Source organism: Nocardia sp. NPDC050435, from assembly GCF_040655395.1.
Lineage (GTDB): Bacteria > Actinomycetota > Actinomycetes > Mycobacteriales > Mycobacteriaceae > Nocardia.
Genome location: NZ_JBFAJW010000006.1, coordinates 16,307 through 34,052 on the forward strand (window position 1 = coordinate 16,307; position 17,746 = coordinate 34,052).

General features: G+C 68.7%; 22 protein-coding genes. 12 read left to right on the plus strand and 10 right to left on the minus strand.

The features are described 5' to 3' along the window. Nucleotides 1–91: 91 nt before the first annotated feature. The 3 genes from AB0I43_RS19350 (at nt 92) to AB0I43_RS19360 (ending at nt 3,256) form a co-directional block, all read left to right on the plus strand. Nucleotides 92–1,279, plus strand: coding sequence for an FAD-dependent monooxygenase (locus AB0I43_RS19350; RefSeq protein WP_357432489.1), 1,188 nt, complete (start codon nt 92–94; stop codon nt 1,277–1,279). 127 nt (nt 1,280–1,406) lie between these two features. Then, nucleotides 1,407–2,756, plus strand: a complete 1,350-nt coding sequence (locus AB0I43_RS19355) for a family 1 glycosylhydrolase (protein ID WP_357432490.1) — start codon at nt 1,407–1,409, stop codon at nt 2,754–2,756. Nucleotides 2,757–2,815: 59 nt separating this feature from the next. Next, on the plus strand, nt 2,816–3,256 hold the full coding sequence (locus AB0I43_RS19360) for a pyridoxamine 5'-phosphate oxidase family protein (protein ID WP_356978004.1): 441 nt from the start codon (nt 2,816–2,818) through the stop codon (nt 3,254–3,256). A 3-nt stretch (nt 3,257–3,259) separates the two neighbouring features. Here the strand turns inward: AB0I43_RS19360 and AB0I43_RS19365 are convergent, their stop codons facing one another. Continuing rightward, nucleotides 3,260–3,739 (minus strand): hypothetical protein, encoded by a 480-nt coding sequence (locus tag AB0I43_RS19365; RefSeq protein ID WP_357432491.1) that lies wholly within the window; start codon nt 3,737–3,739, stop codon nt 3,260–3,262. Then, nucleotides 3,736–4,455, minus strand: a complete 720-nt coding sequence (locus AB0I43_RS19370; protein WP_356978008.1) for an SDR family oxidoreductase — start codon at nt 4,453–4,455, stop codon at nt 3,736–3,738. The genes AB0I43_RS19365 and AB0I43_RS19370 overlap by 4 nt, the downstream gene beginning before the upstream one ends. 102 nt (nt 4,456–4,557) lie before the next feature. Between AB0I43_RS19370 and AB0I43_RS19375 the strand changes: the two genes are divergently transcribed. The 4 genes from AB0I43_RS19375 to AB0I43_RS19390 all read left to right on the plus strand — a co-directional run bounded on the left by AB0I43_RS19375 (nt 4,558) and on the right by AB0I43_RS19390 (nt 7,401). Next, nucleotides 4,558–5,403: a helix-turn-helix transcriptional regulator gene (locus AB0I43_RS19375; RefSeq protein WP_357432492.1), complete on the plus strand. Its 846-nt coding sequence runs from the start codon at nt 4,558–4,560 to the stop codon at nt 5,401–5,403. Between the two features lie 28 nt (nt 5,404–5,431). Next, on the plus strand, nt 5,432–5,911 hold the full coding sequence (locus tag AB0I43_RS19380; RefSeq protein ID WP_357432493.1) for a hypothetical protein: 480 nt from the start codon (nt 5,432–5,434) through the stop codon (nt 5,909–5,911). 75 nt (nt 5,912–5,986) lie between these two features. Further along, nucleotides 5,987–6,577 (plus strand): NAD(P)H-dependent oxidoreductase, encoded by a 591-nt coding sequence (locus AB0I43_RS19385; RefSeq protein WP_356978013.1) that lies wholly within the window; start codon nt 5,987–5,989, stop codon nt 6,575–6,577. A gap of 59 nt (nt 6,578–6,636) precedes the next feature. Beyond that, nucleotides 6,637–7,401 carry a class I SAM-dependent methyltransferase gene (locus AB0I43_RS19390; RefSeq protein WP_356978014.1) on the plus strand — a complete coding sequence of 255 codons (765 nt, stop codon included), beginning with the start codon at nt 6,637–6,639 and terminating at the stop codon, nt 7,399–7,401. Nucleotides 7,402–7,434: 33 nt separating this feature from the next. Here the strand turns inward: AB0I43_RS19390 and AB0I43_RS19395 are convergent, their stop codons facing one another. From AB0I43_RS19395 to AB0I43_RS19405, 3 genes are read right to left on the minus strand one after another with little or no spacing between them, the layout of a single operon-like run. Further along, nucleotides 7,435–8,697 carry an acyl-CoA dehydrogenase family protein gene (locus AB0I43_RS19395; RefSeq protein ID WP_356978015.1) on the minus strand — a complete coding sequence of 421 codons (1,263 nt, stop codon included), beginning with the start codon at nt 8,695–8,697 and terminating at the stop codon, nt 7,435–7,437. A gap of 8 nt (nt 8,698–8,705) precedes the next feature. After that, nucleotides 8,706–9,686: a phosphotransferase family protein gene (locus AB0I43_RS19400; RefSeq protein WP_357432589.1), complete on the minus strand. Its 981-nt coding sequence runs from the start codon at nt 9,684–9,686 to the stop codon at nt 8,706–8,708. A 20-nt stretch (nt 9,687–9,706) separates the two neighbouring features. Beyond that, entirely contained in the window at nt 9,707–10,003 is a 297-nt protein-coding gene (locus AB0I43_RS19405) for a DUF6285 domain-containing protein (RefSeq protein ID WP_356978017.1), read from the minus strand. 179 nt (nt 10,004–10,182) lie between these two features. Between AB0I43_RS19405 and AB0I43_RS19410 the strand changes: the two genes are divergently transcribed. After that, entirely contained in the window at nt 10,183–10,665 is a 483-nt protein-coding gene (locus tag AB0I43_RS19410) for a nitroreductase family deazaflavin-dependent oxidoreductase (RefSeq protein ID WP_356978018.1), read from the plus strand. A 10-nt stretch (nt 10,666–10,675) separates the two neighbouring features. On the opposite strand, the gene AB0I43_RS19415 is transcribed toward AB0I43_RS19410, so the two are convergent. Beyond that, complete coding sequence (locus AB0I43_RS19415; RefSeq protein WP_356978019.1) at nt 10,676–10,963, minus strand: hypothetical protein; 288 nt, start codon at nt 10,961–10,963, stop codon at nt 10,676–10,678. Between the two features lie 356 nt (nt 10,964–11,319). On the opposite strand from AB0I43_RS19415, the gene AB0I43_RS19420 reads away from it, so the two are divergent. Continuing rightward, nucleotides 11,320–12,066: a VOC family protein gene (locus AB0I43_RS19420; protein WP_356978020.1), complete on the plus strand. Its 747-nt coding sequence runs from the start codon at nt 11,320–11,322 to the stop codon at nt 12,064–12,066. A 43-nt stretch (nt 12,067–12,109) separates the two neighbouring features. Continuing rightward, entirely contained in the window at nt 12,110–12,637 is a 528-nt protein-coding gene (locus tag AB0I43_RS19425) for a DUF3558 family protein (protein WP_356978021.1), read from the plus strand. Nucleotides 12,638–12,700: 63 nt separating this feature from the next. On the opposite strand, the gene AB0I43_RS19430 is transcribed toward AB0I43_RS19425, so the two are convergent. Continuing rightward, nucleotides 12,701–13,177, minus strand: a complete 477-nt coding sequence (locus AB0I43_RS19430) for a class I SAM-dependent methyltransferase (RefSeq protein WP_356978022.1) — start codon at nt 13,175–13,177, stop codon at nt 12,701–12,703. Nucleotides 13,178–13,344: 167 nt separating this feature from the next. Here AB0I43_RS19430 and AB0I43_RS19435 point away from each other — a divergent pair, with 167 nt between their 5' ends. Then, nucleotides 13,345–13,764, plus strand: a complete 420-nt coding sequence (locus tag AB0I43_RS19435; protein WP_356978024.1) for a hypothetical protein — start codon at nt 13,345–13,347, stop codon at nt 13,762–13,764. Here AB0I43_RS19435 and AB0I43_RS19440 read toward each other — a convergent pair. Further along, nucleotides 13,738–14,289, minus strand: coding sequence for a hypothetical protein (locus tag AB0I43_RS19440; protein ID WP_356978025.1), 552 nt, complete (start codon nt 14,287–14,289; stop codon nt 13,738–13,740). The genes AB0I43_RS19435 and AB0I43_RS19440 overlap by 27 nt on opposite strands. A gap of 541 nt (nt 14,290–14,830) precedes the next feature. Between AB0I43_RS19440 and AB0I43_RS19445 the strand changes: the two genes are divergently transcribed. Further along, on the plus strand, nt 14,831–15,676 hold the full coding sequence (locus tag AB0I43_RS19445; protein WP_356978026.1) for a hypothetical protein: 846 nt from the start codon (nt 14,831–14,833) through the stop codon (nt 15,674–15,676). Nucleotides 15,677–15,697: 21 nt separating this feature from the next. Here the strand turns inward: AB0I43_RS19445 and AB0I43_RS19450 are convergent, their stop codons facing one another. Beyond that, nucleotides 15,698–16,579: a TIGR03621 family F420-dependent LLM class oxidoreductase gene (locus tag AB0I43_RS19450; protein WP_357432494.1), complete on the minus strand. Its 882-nt coding sequence runs from the start codon at nt 16,577–16,579 to the stop codon at nt 15,698–15,700. A 153-nt stretch (nt 16,580–16,732) separates the two neighbouring features. After that, on the minus strand, nt 16,733–17,692 hold the full coding sequence (locus tag AB0I43_RS19455) for an alpha/beta hydrolase (RefSeq protein ID WP_356978029.1): 960 nt from the start codon (nt 17,690–17,692) through the stop codon (nt 16,733–16,735). Nucleotides 17,693–17,746 lie beyond the last annotated feature (54 nt).

Consider the following 17,746-nt stretch of genomic DNA (forward strand, 5'->3'; position numbering starts at 1 on the left):
ACGGCTCCGGCGTCCACACCTCTGGACGGCCGCACCGAAACCGGGGCGGCGGGAACTGAGGGAGGCACTGGATGCGGAAGTCGGCGAAACGATGAGCGGCGTGCGGATATTGGTGGCGGGCGCCAGCATCGCGGGGCCCGCGCTGGCGCACTGGCTGCACCGGCGCGGGGCCGCGGTGACCGTGCTGGAGCGAGCGCCCGAATTGCGTCCCGGCGGTCAGGCCGTCGACGCGCGCGGCATCACCAAGGAGGTGATCCGGCGGATGGGCCTGGACGCGCCCGTGCGCGCGGCCTGCACCCAGACCATCGGCGCGCACAGCGTGGACGCCGCGGGCGCCGTGCTGGAGACCTACCGCGCCGACGACGACGGCGGCGACGGCTTCATCGCGGAGATCGAGATCCTGCGCGGCGATCTGTCCCGGGTGCTCTACGAGGACACCCGCGACGGCGTCGACTACCGCTTCGGCGAATGGATCGCCGAGCTGACCCAGGACGCGGACGGGGTCGACGTCCGCTTCGCCGGCGGTGAGCGGCAGCGTTTCGATCTGGTCATCGGGGCGGACGGGGTGCATTCGTCGCTGCGCGCGCTGGTCTTCGGGCCGCACGAGCGCTTCGTCCGCCACCTCGGGCACGCGCTCGCTTTCTACAGCGTGCCCAACGAATTCGGGCTCGACCGGTGGTTGCTCGAGTACCAGGAGGGCGGGCGCTCGGCGGGTCTGCGGCCGATCCAGGACGCCACCCGGGCGATGGCCATGTTCTCCTTCCCCGCGGCCGGCCTCGAGATCGACTACCGCGACATTCCCGCGCAACAGCGCCTGCTGCGCGAGCGGATGGCGGGCTTCGGCTGGCTGACCTCCGACATCCTCGCGCACCTGGACGACACTCCAGACTTCTACCTCGATCAGGTCGCCCAGGTGCATCTGGACAGCTGGGCGCGCGGACGGGTCGGGCTGCTCGGGGACTCGGCGTTCAGTTCGTCGCCGATGTCCGGGCAGGGCACCGGGCTGGCCCTGGTCGGCGCCTACGTATTGGCCGGTGAGCTGGCCGCCGCCGGATGGGATCCGGCGGCCGGGTTCGCCGGCTACGAGCGGCTGATGCGGCCGTTCGTCGAGGCCAATCAGGAGATCGCGCGGTTGAACGCGCGCAGCCGCGATGCCGACGCGCCGGTGCTGGACTTCCAGAGCGAGTGGTTCGGCGAGCTGGTCGGGCGCGCGATCAACGGCGTCGAGCTGCCCGATTACGCCGGGGTGCCCGATTCCGGAGCCACCCTGCCGGCCTAGTCGCACACACCGCCGAAAAAGGCTGCGTCACTGGCGAATTTGCGCACTATAGCCCACCCGGCGGGTCCCGAGCTGGGCTATCACGCAAAACGTGCGAGCCCCGTCCGGGCGTGCTTATCCTCAGGTGATGCGGTTCCGATTTCGTCGGCATGCCCTGGCTCTACTCGCCGCCGCAGCGTCGACCCTGTTGTTGTGCACGCAGTCTCAGGCGATCCCACCCGTCCGGGCGGTCGCTGCCATCGCCCCGGTGGATCCGGGCTTCCTGTGGGGTGTCTCCTCCTCCGGATTCCAATCCGAAGGTCATGCGCCCGACAGCAATTGGACACGCTATATCCCCTCGCACCCCGACTACGACGCGCTCGGCGATTCGGTCGACTTCTACGACCGCTACGCCGAGGACGTGCGCGCCGCCGCCGACCTCGGCGTCCAAGTGTTCCGGATCGGCATCGAGTGGGCGCGCGTGCAGCCCGCGCCAGGAGTCTGGGACGAGCAGGCCTTCCAGTTCTACGACGCCGTCATCGCCGAGATCGTGCGCGCGGGCATGCGCCCGATGATCACCCTCGACCACTGGGTGTATCCGGGCTGGGCGGTGGATCGCGGCGGCTGGCGCGGGCCGGGCATGGTCGAGGACTGGCTGACCAACATGCGGGCGGTCGTCGATCGCTACGCGGCCCGCGCGCCGCTGTGGGTCGCGGTGAACGAGCCCGCCGCCTATATCTCGCACGAGGTCCGCCGCGGCGCCGCCGACGCCGGGGAGATGCTGGACCGAATCGCCCAGGCGCACAACGCCATCTACGACTACATCCACGCCCGGCAGCCGGGCGCGCAGGTGACCAGCAACGTCGGCTATGTCGCGGGCTCGGAGGCGCAGGTCAACGGCGGGTTCCTCGACCGCGTCGGGCACCGGCTCGACTACGTCGGTATCGACTACTACTTCGGCTACGACCCGGCGCAGTCGCTGCTCGGTTCGATCACCCGGGCCCTCGGCTCCGCGGCGCCGAACCTGCCCGGCCAGAACATCTGGGATCTCCCGATTCGCACCGAGGGCATCTACTACGCGCTGCAGCACTATGCCCGCCGCTTCCCCGACAAGCCGCTCTACATCGTGGAGAACGGCATGCCCACCGACAACGGCCGCCCCCGCGGCGACGGCTACTCGCGCAGCGACCACCTGCGCGACACCGTCTACTGGATCCAGCGTGCCCGCGCCCAGGGCATGAACGTCATGGGCTACAACTACTGGAGCATCACCGACAACTACGAATGGGGCAGCTACACACCCCGTTTCGGCCTCTACACCGTCGACGTCCGCACCGATCCCGGCCTCGGCCGCCGCCCCACCGACGCCGTCGGCGCCTACACCCAGCTGATCGGCGCGGGCGGCGTCGCCGCCGACTATCGACCCACGCGCGCGCCCGCCCTCTGCGTCTTCGTCGATCCCCCGGACAGCTGCCTCAACCCGGTCACCGTCCGGTGACCGGCCGTCGCACGAAAACCTGACAGCAGGTGTCGCGGGGTGGTGGCAGGGTGGCCGGTATGGCGACATGGGAGCAGTTCGCGACAGAGGCACCGGAGCTGGCGAAACGGGTGCGGGCGCGGTTCGAGGCGCACGAGACGCATGTGCTCGCCACCCTGTGCCGCGACGGCGCGCCGCGGGTGAGCGGGTCGGAGGTCGAGTTCATCGGACCGGATCTGATGTTCGGATCCATGCCGGAAGCCCGGAAGGCGGCGGATCTGCGCCGGGACGGGCGGTGCGCGATACACGCCCATCCCGGCGACGGCGACGCCAAGGTCAGCGGGGTCGCGGTGGAGATCACCGGGCCGGCGAAGGCGGCCTTCGGATCGCCGCCGGGGGTGCACGACTTCCGGCTCGACCTCACCGACGCGGTGTTCACCTCGGTCGACCAGGCGGCGGAGATGCTGGTCATCGAGCACTGGCGGGCCGGTGGCGGTGTGACGGTCACCCGGCGGCACTGAGCGTCAGCCCGGCTGCACCCAGCGGCGCAGGGCGTCGATCGTCGTCTCCGGTGAGGTGTTGAAACACAACCGGATTCCGGGCGAGCCCTCGATGAGCGCGTTCACCAGCCGCTCGAACAGCAGGGTGTGCTCGGGCGCCATGCGCACCCCCGCGCCGATCATCGCGACCCGGAAAACCCCCTGCGACAGGCATTCCCGCAGCCGCGTCTCGGCCGCCTCGGGATCGGCGGGCAGCTGGCAGGAGACCAGGTCGAAGCCGGCGGCGCGCAGTGCGGCCTCCCCCGCCTCGATGCGCGCGGTCAGCATCGCCTCGTCGAGACCGGGGTAACGGCTGTAGTCGACCGCGCTGGGATGCAGCCCGACCGACAGCACGGTGTTGCTCGAATCCTGGTGGTTCATCGCATGATCCTTCGGTTCCCGCAGAAAGGTGAACAGCGCCAGGCCCAACCCGGCGAGCACGAGGATGATAGCCGCGGCTCTCACCACGGGACGGTTCCTTCGCGATCGAAGAAGCCGCCGGTGGGCCCGTCCGGGCCGATCATGGCCAGTCGGACGATGGCCTCGGCGCCCTGTTCCACGGTCTGGAATCCGGTGTGGCCGTTGAGATCTGTCGCGGTGTAGCCGGGGTCGACGGCGTTGACCCGCAGGTCGCCGAACGCCTGGGCGTACAGGGCGGTGAGCATGTTCAGGGCCGCCTTGCTCGCCGGATAATCCAGTGTCGGCCGCACCAGATCCTGCCACCTCGGGTCGGTAATCGTCGCGATCGAGCCCATGCCGCTGGACACCATGACGATGCGCGGATGGTCCGAAGCCCGCAGCAGCGGCAGGAACGCGGTGACGACGCGGACCGGGCCGAAGACGTTCGTCTCGAATACGGTGCGCAACTCCGTGTCCCGGGTCTCGGCCGGAGGCCGGCCGGTCCCCGCGACGGCGGCATTGTTGATCAGCACGTCGAGGCGGCCTGCCGTGGCCCGGACGAGTTCGGCCGCCGCGTCTACGGATTCCCGCACGGTCACGTCCAGGGGGAGAAAGCGGACCGTCGCGCCTTCCGCGGCCAGTTCGGCCGCCGCCCGGGTTCCGCGCTCGGCGTCGCGGGCGGCGAGGAAGACCTGCCACCCCGATGCGGCCAGGCGCCTGGCCGTCTCGCGTCCCAGTCCTTTGTTCGCCCCGGTCACCAGGGCGATCGTCGATGTCGTCATGGTGTCGACCCTCGCGCCGATCCGCCGGCGCCACCAGGGCCGGTGCGGCATGGGAGCGCCGGTACCACCCCCGGCCCGAGATCCTGCGGCACGATGGGCAGGGTGGACAAGGCTGAGCTGGCAATCGTGTTGCGCACCGCGCGCTCGCGCCTCACCCCCGCCGACGTCGGCCTGCCCGGCGGGCACCGAAGGCAGGTGCCCGGATTGCGGCGCGAGGAGGTCGCCCATCTGGCCGGGCTCAGCGTCGATTACATCGTCCGATTGGAGCAGGGACGCGGACCGAGGCCCTCCGAGCAGGTCCTGCGGGCACTGACGCGGGCGCTGCGAGTCAGCGAATCCGATCGGGACCTGATCTTCCGGCTGGCCGGGGGTGAACCTCCGCAAGCCGGGCACATTCCGCTGGTGATCCGGCCCAGTGTCCTGCGCCTGCTGGACCGCATGGCGGACCTGCCCGCGCTGGTGCTGTCCGCCAAATCCGATGTGCTGGCGTGCAATCCGCTCGCGGCGGCCCTGTTCGGCGACTACTCGGCGTACCCGCCCGCCGAACGGAATCTGCTGTGGCAGCGGTTCCTCGGCTCCGGGCTCGACCGGCTGGTCACCACCCCCGAAACCGACACCGCCGATGCCGCCGACTGCGTGGGCTGCCTGCGCACCGTGCACGCGAAATACCCGGACGATCCCGGCCTGGCCCGGCTGCTCACCGAACTGCGCACCGGCAGCGCACGATTCGACGAGCTGTGGCGGGCCGGGCGCTCCGGGCAGCTGCGCAGCCGCTCGGTCACCCTCGCCCACCCCGAGCTGGGCACGCTCGAGCTCGACTGCGATGTCCTGCTGGTGCCCGAGGCCGACCAGACCGTCGTCGTCTATTCCGCGGCACCCGGCACCCCGTCCGCCTCGGCGCTGGATCTGCTGCGCGTCACCGGGCTGCAGCGGTTCGGCGTGGGCTGATCGGCCGGTTCTGTGCGATTCTGGCGGAGTGAGCGAGCACGTGGGGGCCCCGACGACGGGGTGGTTCGGAGATCCGATCAGGGTGGTGCTGGTGGCGTTGCTGCCGCTGGCGTTGCTGCTGGCGACATCGCTCGCCGAACCGATCGCCGACGGGTCCGCGACGAAAGCCGGCAAGACGCTGATCCTCAGCAGCTTCGTGGGAGTCGCCACGCAGCTGGCGCTCGCGCCGCTGACCATCGCCTCGCTGATCGGCGCTGTCGCGCTGGTGCGGAACAACTTTCGTACCGGAGCCTGGTTCGCGCGGGTCGGCAGCACGGCGGCCACGCTCGTCTGCGTACTCGTCGTCCTCGGCTCGGTCGCCAGTGCCCTCGGCCCCAATTCTTCCCGCTACGAATGGAAACCGCTGTACTCGCTGCCCGCCACCCTGCTCGCGGTGACGCCACAGATCCTGACCGGGATCGCCAACGTCTACATTCTCGTCCGGCTCTCCCGGCGCAGTCGCGCTTGACCTGAACCATAGTTCAGCAATGAGAGTGGTTCCCGAGGGGCGTCGACCGAACGCCCACGAGGAACTGGAGGATTCGTGTCCGAGGAACCACTGCGGCTCACCGTGATCATCGGCAGCGTCCGGGAGGGCCGGTTCGGCCCGACCATCGCTCACTGGATCGCAGGGCTGGCCGCTCAGCACGGCTGGACCGTCGACATCGTCGACCTGGCCGAGATCGACCTCCCCCTGGCGATGCCCGAGTTCGGCGGCACGCCCCCGCCCGCGGCGCAGCGCGCCCTGGCGACGCTGAGCCCCCGGCTGGCCGCCGCCGACGCGTTCCTCGTCGTCACCCCCGAGTACAACCACAGCTTCCCCGCCGCGCTCAAGAATGCCATCGACTGGCACAACCGGCAGTGGCACGCCAAACCCGTCGCCTTCGCCAGCTACGGCGCCCTCTCCGGCGGCCTGCGCGCCGTCGAGCAACTCCGCCTCGTCTTCGCCGAACTGCACGCCGTCACCATCCGCGACACCGTCAGCTTCCACCACGCCTGGACCCGATTCGGCGCCGACGGCACCCCCACCGACCCCACCGCCTGCACCGCCGCCGCCAAAACCATGCTCGACCAACTCGACTGGTGGGCCCGCACCCTCCACGAAGCCCGAGCCACCCGCCCCTACACCGCCTGATCGGAGCGGCGTGAACCCCGCCGGCAGACTGGGATCCACACGGCTCGGGGAGGGATCGCATGAGCGGCATGTTCACTGGTACCGCATGGCATTACGCACGTTATCGACCGGGCTACCCGCCTGAGTTCATCGACGATACCGTCCGTACCTTGCACCTCGACCGCCACAGCCGAGTGCTCGACCTGGGTTGCGGCACCGGCCAGTTGAGCGTGCCGTTGGCCCGTCGAACAGGCGAGGTTGTCGGAGTAGATCCCGAACCGGAGATGCTGGTCGAGGCCATGCGTTACGCGACCTCGACCGGCGTGACGAATGTGCGCTGGACACAAGCCAGTTCGGCCGATCTGCCCGCCTCCCTCGGCCGATTCGACGTCGTCACGATGGGACGCTCGTTCCACTGGATGATTCGCGAGAATGTGCTCGCCGTCCTCCACGGAATGGTCGAGGACCGAGGCAGCTTGGTGATCGCCAACGACAGCTGCCTCGTGTGTCCGATCACGGAGTGGCAGCGCGCGATCGAAGAAATCCAGAATCGTCATCTACCAGGAGGCCGACCGACCGTCCCTGTCGAAGCCACGCCCCACGACGAGATCCTGCGCCGCTCGGCCTTCGCAAAAGTAGAGCGGCGATCATACGAGTTCCAGCGACTGTGGACGATCGAGCAGGTGATCGGCTACTTGTACTCCACTTCGCTCCCACTCCGCCGACTCTTGCCGAGCCGTACGCTTTTCGAACAGGAGGTCACCCGCACCCTGGCTGCTATCTCCCCTGACGGCCTCCTCGTCGAACCGGTCACTCTCGAAGTCTTCATCGCAACCAGGCCATGATCGCTGCGAGACCGCACGGCCATGGAGCTGCGCTCAAACTCCTTTGACCGCGGCACGATCCATGAAGCCGAACAGGTAGCCCGCGACCCGGCGCATCTGGATTTCCTCCGCGCCCTCGGTGATCCGGTAGCGGCGATGATGGCGGTAGATGTGCTCGAAGGGTTTGTGGCGGGAGTAGCCGAGGCCGCCGTGGACCTGCATGGCGCGATCGGCGGCCGCACAGCACAGGCGATTGGCCCAGTAGTTGCACATCGACACCTGTTCGGAGACAGCGAAATTGCCGTATGCGTCCATCGACCACGCGGTCTTGTGCAGGAGCGCGCGCAGCATCTCGCACTGGGTGTGCAGTTCGACCAGCGGGAACTGGATCGCCTGGTTGGCCGCCAGCGGCTTACCGAACGGCTTGCGCTCCTTGGCGTAGGCCACCGCCTGATCGATGCAGTATTGCGCCGCACCGAGACTGGAGGCGGCCTGCCGGATCCGGTTCTCGTTGAAGAAGTGCTGCACGACCGCGAGACCGCGCCCCTCCTGCCCGAAGATCGCCGAATCCGGCACCCGCACTCCGGTCAGCGAGATCCGCGCGTGATCGGTGGGCATGTTGAACGTCCAGAGGTACTCCTCGATCCGGAACCCGGGTGCGTCGGTGGGCACCAGGAACGCGGTGATCCCGTGCCCGTCGCCGGCCTGCCCGGAGGTGCGCGCGAAGATCAGGTCGGCGGTGGCCAGATGCACGCCGGTGTTCCAGGTCTTGGCGCCGTCGATGATCCACTCGTCGCCGTCGCGCACGGCGGTGGTCGCCATGTGGGTGGCGTCGGAGCCGTGGTCGGGTTCGGTGATGCCGAAGGCGAAGAACGCGGTGCCCGCGGCGAGCCCGTCCACCCACTGCGCCCGCTGCGCCTCGGTCCCGTACTCGAGCATGAGCAGCAGACCCACGTTGTTGGCGACGACGGCGTGTTCGTTCTGCAGGTCGCAGTGCAGGCCCAGACCGCGCCGGGCCAGGTGTTCCCGGATCACCGCCATCCCCAGGTTGCTGCCGTCGTGCCCGCCGTACTCCTTGGGGAACGCGTAGCGGTAGTGCCCCGCGGCGTCGGCACGCCGGCGCGATTCCGCCAGCAGCGCTTCCCATTCCGCGCTGGGCAGGCCGTCACGGTCCCAGTCGGTGCGGGCGTCCTCGCGGCGATGGTCGAAGAACCGGATGTTGTCGTGTTCCCGCTCGAGCGGGACGATCTCGGCATCGATGAAGGCGTCCAGCTCGGCCAGATAGCCCGTCAACTCGTCGGGGAGTTCGAAATCCACACTCTCTCCTATGCTTTCGCGTCCGGACGGAGCTGCATGAGCAGGTCCCACTCGATCTCCGGCACCCGGCGGCCACTGGCGGCCATGACGATGTCGCGCACCGTGCCGTCGCAGTGCGCGGCGGCCTGGCCCGCCAGCCCGACACCCCAGGCCAGCGTCCCCATCACCTTCCACCAACGGAATCGGTCCGGGTCGAAGACGCCACCGGCGGATTCGTAACCGGCCACGAACGCCGATCGCCCGGCGAACCCGCCGAACTCCTTGTCGTCCACGCCGAATCGCCACATCCGCAGCGCCGGCCAGGCGAGATCGCGCATGGGGTCGCCGAAGCGCTGCGCGCCTTCCCAGTCCAGGACGGCGCGCAATCCACCGGGACCGACGACGAGGTTGCCGTTGCGACAATCGGTGTGCAGCAGCACGGGACGCGGCGGCGGCGCGGGCAACCGGCGTTCGAGCCAGCGCAGCGCGAACGCGAACACCTCCCGGCCGCCCAGCAGCGCGCGCACGCCCTGCTCGGCCTCGGCCAGCACCTCCCGCGCCGGATCCGCACCGGCGGCCGGCAGAGCTTCCGGCGCGGCGGCCGGGTCGAGGGTGTGCAGCGCACCCATCGCCGCACCCCACTCCGAGGCCACGGCGTCGGCATTGCGCCCTGCGGCGAGCAGCCGTAATACTCTGCGCGGCACTGTCTCGCCGTCTACGAAGTCGGAGATCAGGAACGGCGCGCCGAGGCGCGCGGAGTCCTCGCACACCCCCACCGTCTCCGGCACCGGAACCCCCTGTGCGCGAACCAGTTCGCGCACAGCAGCTTCGGCGGCGACCGAGACGAGTTCCACGGCGGGCGGCACGATCGTCGCGACCATCCGGCGCGCGCCGACCCCGCCGATCTCGGCGGTGAAGGCCACATTGCGCCGACGCGCACCCGCGGACAGGAATTCGACACCGTCGACGCGCACCGGTGCGTCGAACAGTTCGGCGAGGAACTCCCCCAGTCCGGCGGCCGGGTCGGCGTTCACTCACCCTCCCAGCCGTCGTAGCCCGGCTTGGCGATCGCCAGATCGGCGCGCACCACCTCGACCAGCGCCTGCCACCGTGCCCGCTCGTCACCGTCGGGGACCGCGTCGAGCAGTTCGCCCTCGCGCCGCGCGGCCGCCGCGCCGAGTTCGACCTCACGCCGCACGATCCGGGCCAGATTCGCCCCCACCCGCGCCCGATGCCGCAGGTCGGGCGGCAGCGCGGGCATCAGCGAGTCCTCCAGCAATTCGGCCAGGGACTCCAGCAGCTCGGCTGCCGACGGACGGTACTGCACGGCGACTCCCTCGTTGGACGACCACGCCCAGCATTGCAGAGCCGCTCCCCCGCGCCGCCGCCTTTGGACGAGATGTCCAGTCGGAGAGTGCTTTCTCGCGCGACCGCTGGATGATGTGCACAGTGACGGCGCCTTCGACCCTTGACCATACAAACCCGACCATATGTATGGTCTAGCCCATGACGACCCACCCGCCCCGGCCTCGGCAACTCGATTCACCACTGCTACCGAAGGTCTTCAAATACGCCGGCAAGGCGCAGGTTTGGCTCTTCCGGCGCACCGGCGGGCGGATCGGCGGCAAATGGCGCATCGGCGCGGGCTTCCGCAAACCGGTGCCGACGCTGCTGCTCGAGCACCGCGGCCGCCGCTCCGGCGCCGAGTACACCACGCCGCTGCTGTATCTCGCCGACGGCGCCGACATCATCGTCGTGGCCTCGCAGGGCGGGCGGCGCGAACACCCGCAGTGGTACCGCAATCTGTGCGCGAACCCGGACGCGCACATTCAGATCGGCCGTGAGCGAACCCCGGTGCGCGCCGTCGTCGCCGATGCCACCGAACGGGCCCGCCTCTGGCCGCTGCTGCTGGACATCTACGCCGACTTCGGCACCTACCAGTCCTGGACCAAGCGCGAGATACCGGTGGTGATCCTGCGCGCGCGGTAACCCAGCGCGCCTATCGCGCGGGCTGCCGCAATTCCGCGCGGTATGCCCCCGAGACCAATTCGGTCACGGTGTCCACCAAACACGTCAGCACGGTGCTGTCGAGGGCACGACCGCACAGACCGCTGCGGATCCCGTCCCGGACCGCCGCCCGCAATTCCTCGAGCGCCACTCCGGTCCGCGCACACTCGGTAGCCGCGACCGTCAGCTCCTCGGCGAACGCGGCGCACGGATTCTGCACTGCCGCCATGGAGATGGAGGCCAGCTCCAGGCCCAGCGCCAGCAACCCCGCGTGCTCCACCCGCCGGCCGTCCCCGCACTCGCTGTCCAGTGTGTCCTCATTCCCTGCGCTCCCGCCTCTCCACCAGCAACGCCGCGACGAGCCGATCCGATCCGGCGCCGGACACACCGGATCGGCCGCGCGAGGGTGGACACGTGCCCCCCTGCGACACGCACCGTCGACTGTACGGCGGCGAGCCGAGGGGCTCGAATCGCCGGAGGCAATCCTGGAGCGTGCACCATGACCGGAGCGATTCTTCTGGGCACTACCACAAAGCGATTAACCAATTTTGGCTAGTAAACGGTACGCTACTTCGGTAGTCAAATTTGCCTAGGGTTCCACTGGAAGCCCGCTCCCTCCGAGTCGGAGCACTCATCATGGCCAACGAGATCACCGTCCCGCTGCTCCCCTGCGGCTCCATCGACGACATCGTCGAGTTCTACACGATGCTCGGCTTCACCCAGACCTACTACCAGGCCCGCCCCTATCCGTGCGTGGGCCTGCGGCGCGAAGACTTCCAACTGCAGTTCTTCGGCCTGCCCGACTTCCGGCCCGAGGACTCCTACGGCAGCTGCGTGGTCATCGTGCCCGACACCCAGGAGCTGTTCGCAGCGTTCGCCACGGGCATGCGCGCCGTCCACGGCAAGCTCCTACTCTCCGGGATACCGCGCATCACCCGGCCGCGGAAACGTAAGAACGCCGACAACCACACCGGGTTCACGATCGTCGACCCCGGCGGAAACTGGATCCGGATCTTCCCCTCACCGGAAGCCTCCGGCGCGGGCGCGCCCGCGGTCGGCAAGCTGGCCAAGGCGGTGGAGAACGCCGTCGTGCTCGGCGACTCCAAGGGCGACACCCAGCAGGCGATAAAGATCCTGGACGCCACACTCGCCCGCGAGCAGGACCACGCCCCCGCCACCGAACTCGTCGAGGCGCTCGCCTATCGCGCCGAACTCGCGCTGCGCGCCGCCGACACCACCGCCGCGGCCGCGGCCGTCACCCGCGCCCGCGCCGTTCCCCTCACCGAAGCCGAACGCGGCGAGCTCGCCGCGCACCTGGCCGGTCTCGACGACCTGGAGGCCGCCCTCGCGAGCGCGGCACCGCGCAACGAAGACAGCCCCTGAGACGACAGTCTTCATGTCCGGGTGTCGCGGGGCAGGAGCGGGGATGAAGTACCGGGGAATCGCGGAGGCTGTCGCGGCCATGACGGTGATCGGCCTTTTCGTCTACGGCGAGAAGGGAATCGAGTGGACGACGACGGGCGCCAGCACGAGCACGAGCACGCCCGCCGTGTGGAACCCGTGTACCGGAATCCCCGACGACGCGCTGCGAGCGGCCGGACTTCTCCCGGCTACCGAGGACAGCGGCATCCCCAGCCGTTTCGGGTCCGGGCGCGAGGTCTGTCGCTGGTTCGCACCTCATATTTCGTATGCGGTGACGGTGTATTCCACCACCGAGACGGTGACCGAACTCGAGCGGTGGGATGCCGAGGACGCGACGATCGCAGGGCGCACGGGGCGGCGACTGAAGGATGCGGGAGCGTCCGAACACCTGAATTGCCTCGTCGCCTTCCCGGCGCAGCAGGGTGCCGTTCAGCTCCGTGTGCACGTCTATCGCGACTCGCTTGATGACGACATCCCTTGCCGGGTCCTAGATCTGGTCGCCCCACCGCTGATGCCGGTCCTGCCGCGCTGACATGACCGGCCCTACGCGGGTCGGCCGGAGTCTTCGGCCCGATCACCTGAACAGCAGCAGGTTTCACAGCCGCCGCGCGCGCAGCACTCCGGTCAGCATCGGAATCGCGAATTCACCGATCGCGGTTTCCGGGCGGCTCGCCAGCAGATCGCCGATGCGGCCGAGTGTTTCCTGTCGTTGCGGTTCCGGCATGACCAATACCCCGGCGCGCGTGGCGAGCATCGCGACGAAGGACTCCGCGGTCCGGCGCTGCTCGTGCGGGAACTCGGCCTGCTCGGGCGAGCCGAAATGCGCAACCGCGTCCTGGCCCGGCGTGTGCAGGTCGCTCGTCGCGGCCCGCCACTCGGTGACGGTGTCGCGGGGCCCGACGACCGCGCTGCCACCGACGCGCGCGAGTTCGGCCACCCAGTCGACCCGGTTGTCCAGCACGTTCCACAGTCCGGCCAGAATGCCCGCGGGGCCGAGCACCCTGGCGATCTCGGGGCCCGCGACGTTCATGTCGAACCAGTGCATGGCGTTTCCGGCCAGCACGGCGTCCACCGAATCATCGGGCAGCGGGTTCGCACCGCGTTCGGCGCGTAGTCCGGCCGGTGTCGAGCGTAGGCGCGCGCCGCGGTGCCGAAGGACGAAGAATAGAGCAGCCGAACAGGATTTTCCATGCGCCGACCGTATCGGCCGGATGCCAGCGACACCGGCGAAAGGCATTCATGAGTTTCAGTTCGCACCAACAGATTCGGATCAGAATCGCATGGTCCCTGTTCGCCGTCGCGGTCGCCGTCTACGGCGTAGACCTGGGATCACAGCCCTGGTGGCACTTGAGCAGTTGCGAGAAGATCAACGTCGACGCGGCGTGCAAAGCATCCTTGCTGAGCCACTATGGTTTTCGGTTCGTACTGGTCACCGCCTTCGCGGTGCTCGCCTGCCTGGCCCCCATGCTGAGACCCACCCGGTCGACGGCGTGGATCACCGCCGCCGCGGCGACGAGCCTCGTGATTCTCGTCGCCGTCGTGTTCAGCGAACCGTTGTGGTTCGATTTCGTCCCGATCGCGCTGATAGCGATCGTCCTGGCGTTGTTTCACCGCGTGCTCGAGGCCGCTTCGCTACGAGCCCAAAACGACAGCCACTGAAGTCCGCTCGGGGTCGAAGGTTGTCGTCGAGGTCTTTCCGTCGCGCACTTCGGCGACGCTGATCGTGCTGTCTCCGACGAAGGATATCTGTGCGGGACAAGGCCCTTCGGACTCCGTCCACACCAGCGCCTGCCTGCTGAACAGCCCGCCGCGCTCCCGTAGCCATACGCGGCAACCGATGTCGAAAGCATGGACCGGCACCGCGACCGCCTCGTGCCGGCCGTCGGAGCTCACCACGGTATCCGTGACGCCGCCGTCCTCGTCGGACCAGGCCGCTATGAACCCTGTCAACATCCAGAGCGGCACCACCGCCAGCGTCACGACGACAACAAAAGTTCGCCACACCCACTTGCGATATCGAGTCAGCTCGGGTAAGCACAGCACCACGGCGACCGTCCAGAGCATCGGCGACGCGACGAAGGGGATGGCGTCGAACCGGTAGAAGCGTTCTGCCAATCCATCACCGGGCACGGCAATGAACCACGCCGCGATCGCAGCGGCGAAGAGCACGGGGACGGCGATCAACCCGGCAAGCTGTTCCCGGCTCGTCGGGTCGGTATATCCACCCCCGCCCCAGCTCGCGCGCGGGTCGTCACACGACCCGCGCGACGTGGAGGCATTAGTTCTGCTCAAAGGAACTCAACCTTCGGTGCGTGCATGCGGCGAATGCTAGGAGTCCGAACATATCGTCGGCGTATGCGAACCGCATACGGATCGGCGATCCGTCGACGCTCTCAAGCCGTAAGGGCGGAGCTCAGCTGGTGCCCTACCGGATCGGGTAGTCGATTCAGCGCGACCTGCTCGACGGGCGCACACTCGCCCCCGCCAGTGCAGCCTCAGTCGCGACATTGCTGGCCGGTCTCACGTGGCGACCGCTCCAGGACGCACTCACCTTGACGATCTAGCTGGTGCTCCCCCACCTGCAGACACCACTGCACCTCCGGCTACGCAGCACCGCCAAAGCTCTGGCACACGAGTTGCGCTGGCTGCCTGAGTGACATGAGACCTGGCCTGGCCGAACAGAATTGAAATGCGGGCAACGGCCTGACGGGCGCAGCATTGACGGGTGGTCGACAACAACACCGCGCACCCGAGCTGGCCGTCCCTCCTGCTGCCGGCCTCCGGGCTGTTCAGCAAGTGGGGATTCAACGACGGCGCCCTCCTCTACGAATGGCTCCAGAGGGCCGGTGAGGATGGCTGCGACGTCGACCGGTGGTGGTGCGCCGGCTGCCCGGACGTGTGGGAGTTCGACTGCACCGTCGACCTCGTCGATGTACTGGTCGACTTGGTCGAGAATTTTCTGCTTCCCGCGATCCCCGGTGAATTCACCTACACCCACCTCCAGATCACCTGCCACAACCCGGTGCGAATCAGCACCTGGCGAGGCAAGGATTGGGGCGGAAAGGAAACCCCCAGGGAGGTGGAAAACCTTGCGGTCTGGGTGCCCGGAGAAGCGGTGATCGCGGCGATCAGACGTCACGACCACGCGAGGAACGACATCCCAGCACCACCCGATCTCCGCCTCGCCGCCCAGGACCTGTTCTCCCCATTCGGATTCGAGGACGGCGAGCTGCTCCGACACTGGCTGACGAAGGCTGCGGCGGCGGGATGCGACGTCCGCCGATGGTGGTGCAACGCCTGCTCGGCAGAGCGGCTCTGGGTGATCGACCTCAACGAAGTCCTGTGCGAACTGGTTCGCACACACCTCGTTCCCCAGATTCCGGGCGAGTTCACCCTGCGTGAGATCGGTACGAGCCACAATCCCATCCGGATCGAAAGCTGGCACGGTCGAGATCTCAGCGGCGGGAAAAATGTCCCTCCCGAAGCAGCGGGCATCTCCGTCACTGTCCCGGGCCACGTGGTGAGACAGGCGATGCGGCAAGCGACCGAGACAATTTCCCGGGGCGCGTGACCAAGCCCCAGGTGAGCGCACTCAGCGCACGAGATCGATTACGGCGGCGAGTTTGTCCATGTTGTGTTCGAGCACGGTGATGTAGTTGATCCCATGGGTTTTGCGACGCTCGCGGAGACGCTCGGCCATCTGCTCCGGTGTGCCGACGAGCAGGGCGATGAAGTCGTCGAGATCCGCCGCGCCGGTCGCGGGCAGGTGGGGCGCGAGTAGCTGTAGCGCCTCGTCGCGCTCGTGCGGTTCGATCAGCGCCTGGATGAGCACGTTCACCTCTGTGCTGTCGGCTCGGGCGCCGAGCAGCTCCCGCAGGTAGGCGACCCGGTCGGCAGCTTCCGCGGCGTCGGCCAAGGTCAGTACGCCGCTGGCGGCGGTTGCGGCACCGGTGAGGGCGATGATGTCGGCGTGCTCGGCGGCGACGCGCAGCATGCGTTCGCCCCAGCCCGCGATCAGCAGCGGCGGGCCGCCCGCCTGGTCGGGCTGCGGCTGGTAATCGGGGTCGGCGTAGAGCCGCCGCAGTGTGGCCGCCGCCTCTCGGACCGACTCGACGCGCCGCCCACCGCTCGGAAACGCGATGCCGGCGGCCGCGAACTCGTCCTCGACATAGCCCGCGCCGAGACCCAATTCGACCCGCCCGCCGCTCAATCCGTCGACCGTCGCGACGTCGCGCGCCAGCAGCACCGGATTGTAGAAGGGCACGTTGAGCACGAAGGTGTTCACTCGCACCCGCTCGGTGGCCTCGGCGGCGAGCATCATGGCGGGGAACGGTGCGGACATCCCCAGATGGTCCGGGACGCCGACGACGTCGTACCCGAGCGCTTCGGCCCTCCTGCATTTCTCGATCCACACGTCCCGCGAACCCGTGGACAGCATATTCACGCCGAACCGAAACCCGTTGTCTACACCCATCTTTCCTTTCTACGCCGCTGCACGAACGCCTTGCGGGACAACAACTCCGCCGCGGCGGAGCCAAGCGCGGGCCGTGCCTCCCGCACCGGGCGCGTGCATCGGCGTCACGACCGGCGCGGAACGGCTCACGAGTCCTCCCCTCGTGGTCGCGGATCACCGCGTCGGCCGACGCTGCCGGGCCGGCGCGTCCAGCCACTCCAGGATCACCCGATTGACCTCCTCGGGCCGCTCCTGCTGGAGCCAGTGACCGCTGGGCAGCGTGACCTCCTCGACGTTGGGCACGAACGCCGACAGGTTCTCGGCGGGTGCCACCGTGTCGCGGTCGCCGTAGAGCATGAGCGCGGGCTGCCGGATGATCGGGTCGGCGTGGGCGAGCAGGTGCCAGTTGCGGTCGAGGTTGCGGTACCAGTTGATGCTGCTCGTGAAACCCGAGGCCGTGAAGGCGGAGACGAAGACGTCGAGCTCGTTCTCGCTCATGAGCGGGTCGCCGAGCGGTTCCTCCGCGCGGGCGAGTTCGATCATCGCCATGCCCGACCGCGGCTCGGCGGGCGGCTGGTTCTTGCGGAAGAGGTTGCGGAGGAACCTGCGCGTGTCGGCGTCGAGGACGGCGTCGGCGACGCCGGGTTGCCGATTGAAGTGCACGAAGTAGAACTCGCTGCCCAGCGCGGCTTCCATGCCCTGCACCCAGGGCGTCTGCCCGCGTTCGGGATACGGCAGGCTCAGGTTGATCAGTTTGCGCACCCGGTGCGGATGCAGCAGGGTCAGGCCCCAGACCACGAAGGAACCCCAGTCGTGACCGACGAACACGGCGTCGTCGTAGCCGTAGTGCTCGAGCAGGGCGACGAGGTCACCGGCGAGATGCTCGATGTCGTAGGCCGTCACCTCGGCCGGACGGGAGGACCGGCCGTAGCCGCGCTGGTTCGGAACGATGACGTGGTACCCCGCCGCGACCAGCGCGGGCACCTGATAACGCCAGGCATAGGCGTGCTCGGGCCAGCCGTGACACAGCACGATGGGTTTCCCGCCGTCACGCGGACCGGCTTCGAACACTTCGAGCTCCACTCCGTTGACCGCGAGCAGGGTCGGCTGGGGGAAATCGGTGATGGGATGCATGGGCGCTCCTCGAGAACTGGATCGGTCGGCGCGAAACTAGCGGGCATTGCGGAC

Coding starts and splice junctions, on each gene's coding strand:
- AB0I43_RS19350 (WP_357432489.1), top strand. CDS start 92: ATGAGCGGCGTGCGGATATTGGTGGCGGGCGCCAGCATCGCGGGGCCC.
- AB0I43_RS19355 (WP_357432490.1), top strand. CDS start 1,407: ATGCGGTTCCGATTTCGTCGGCATGCCCTGGCTCTACTCGCCGCCGCA.
- AB0I43_RS19425 (WP_356978021.1), top strand. CDS start 12,110: ATGAAGTACCGGGGAATCGCGGAGGCTGTCGCGGCCATGACGGTGATC.
- AB0I43_RS19420 (WP_356978020.1), top strand. CDS start 11,320: ATGGCCAACGAGATCACCGTCCCGCTGCTCCCCTGCGGCTCCATCGAC.
- AB0I43_RS19410 (WP_356978018.1), top strand. CDS start 10,183: ATGACGACCCACCCGCCCCGGCCTCGGCAACTCGATTCACCACTGCTA.
- AB0I43_RS19370 (WP_356978008.1), bottom strand. CDS start 4,455: ATGACGACATCGACGATCGCCCTGGTGACCGGGGCGAACAAAGGACTG.
- AB0I43_RS19390 (WP_356978014.1), top strand. CDS start 6,637: ATGAGCGGCATGTTCACTGGTACCGCATGGCATTACGCACGTTATCGA.
- AB0I43_RS19435 (WP_356978024.1), top strand. CDS start 13,345: ATGAGTTTCAGTTCGCACCAACAGATTCGGATCAGAATCGCATGGTCC.
- AB0I43_RS19455 (WP_356978029.1), bottom strand. CDS start 17,692: ATGCATCCCATCACCGATTTCCCCCAGCCGACCCTGCTCGCGGTCAAC.
- AB0I43_RS19360 (WP_356978004.1), top strand. CDS start 2,816: ATGGCGACATGGGAGCAGTTCGCGACAGAGGCACCGGAGCTGGCGAAA.
- AB0I43_RS19450 (WP_357432494.1), bottom strand. CDS start 16,579: ATGGGTGTAGACAACGGGTTTCGGTTCGGCGTGAATATGCTGTCCACG.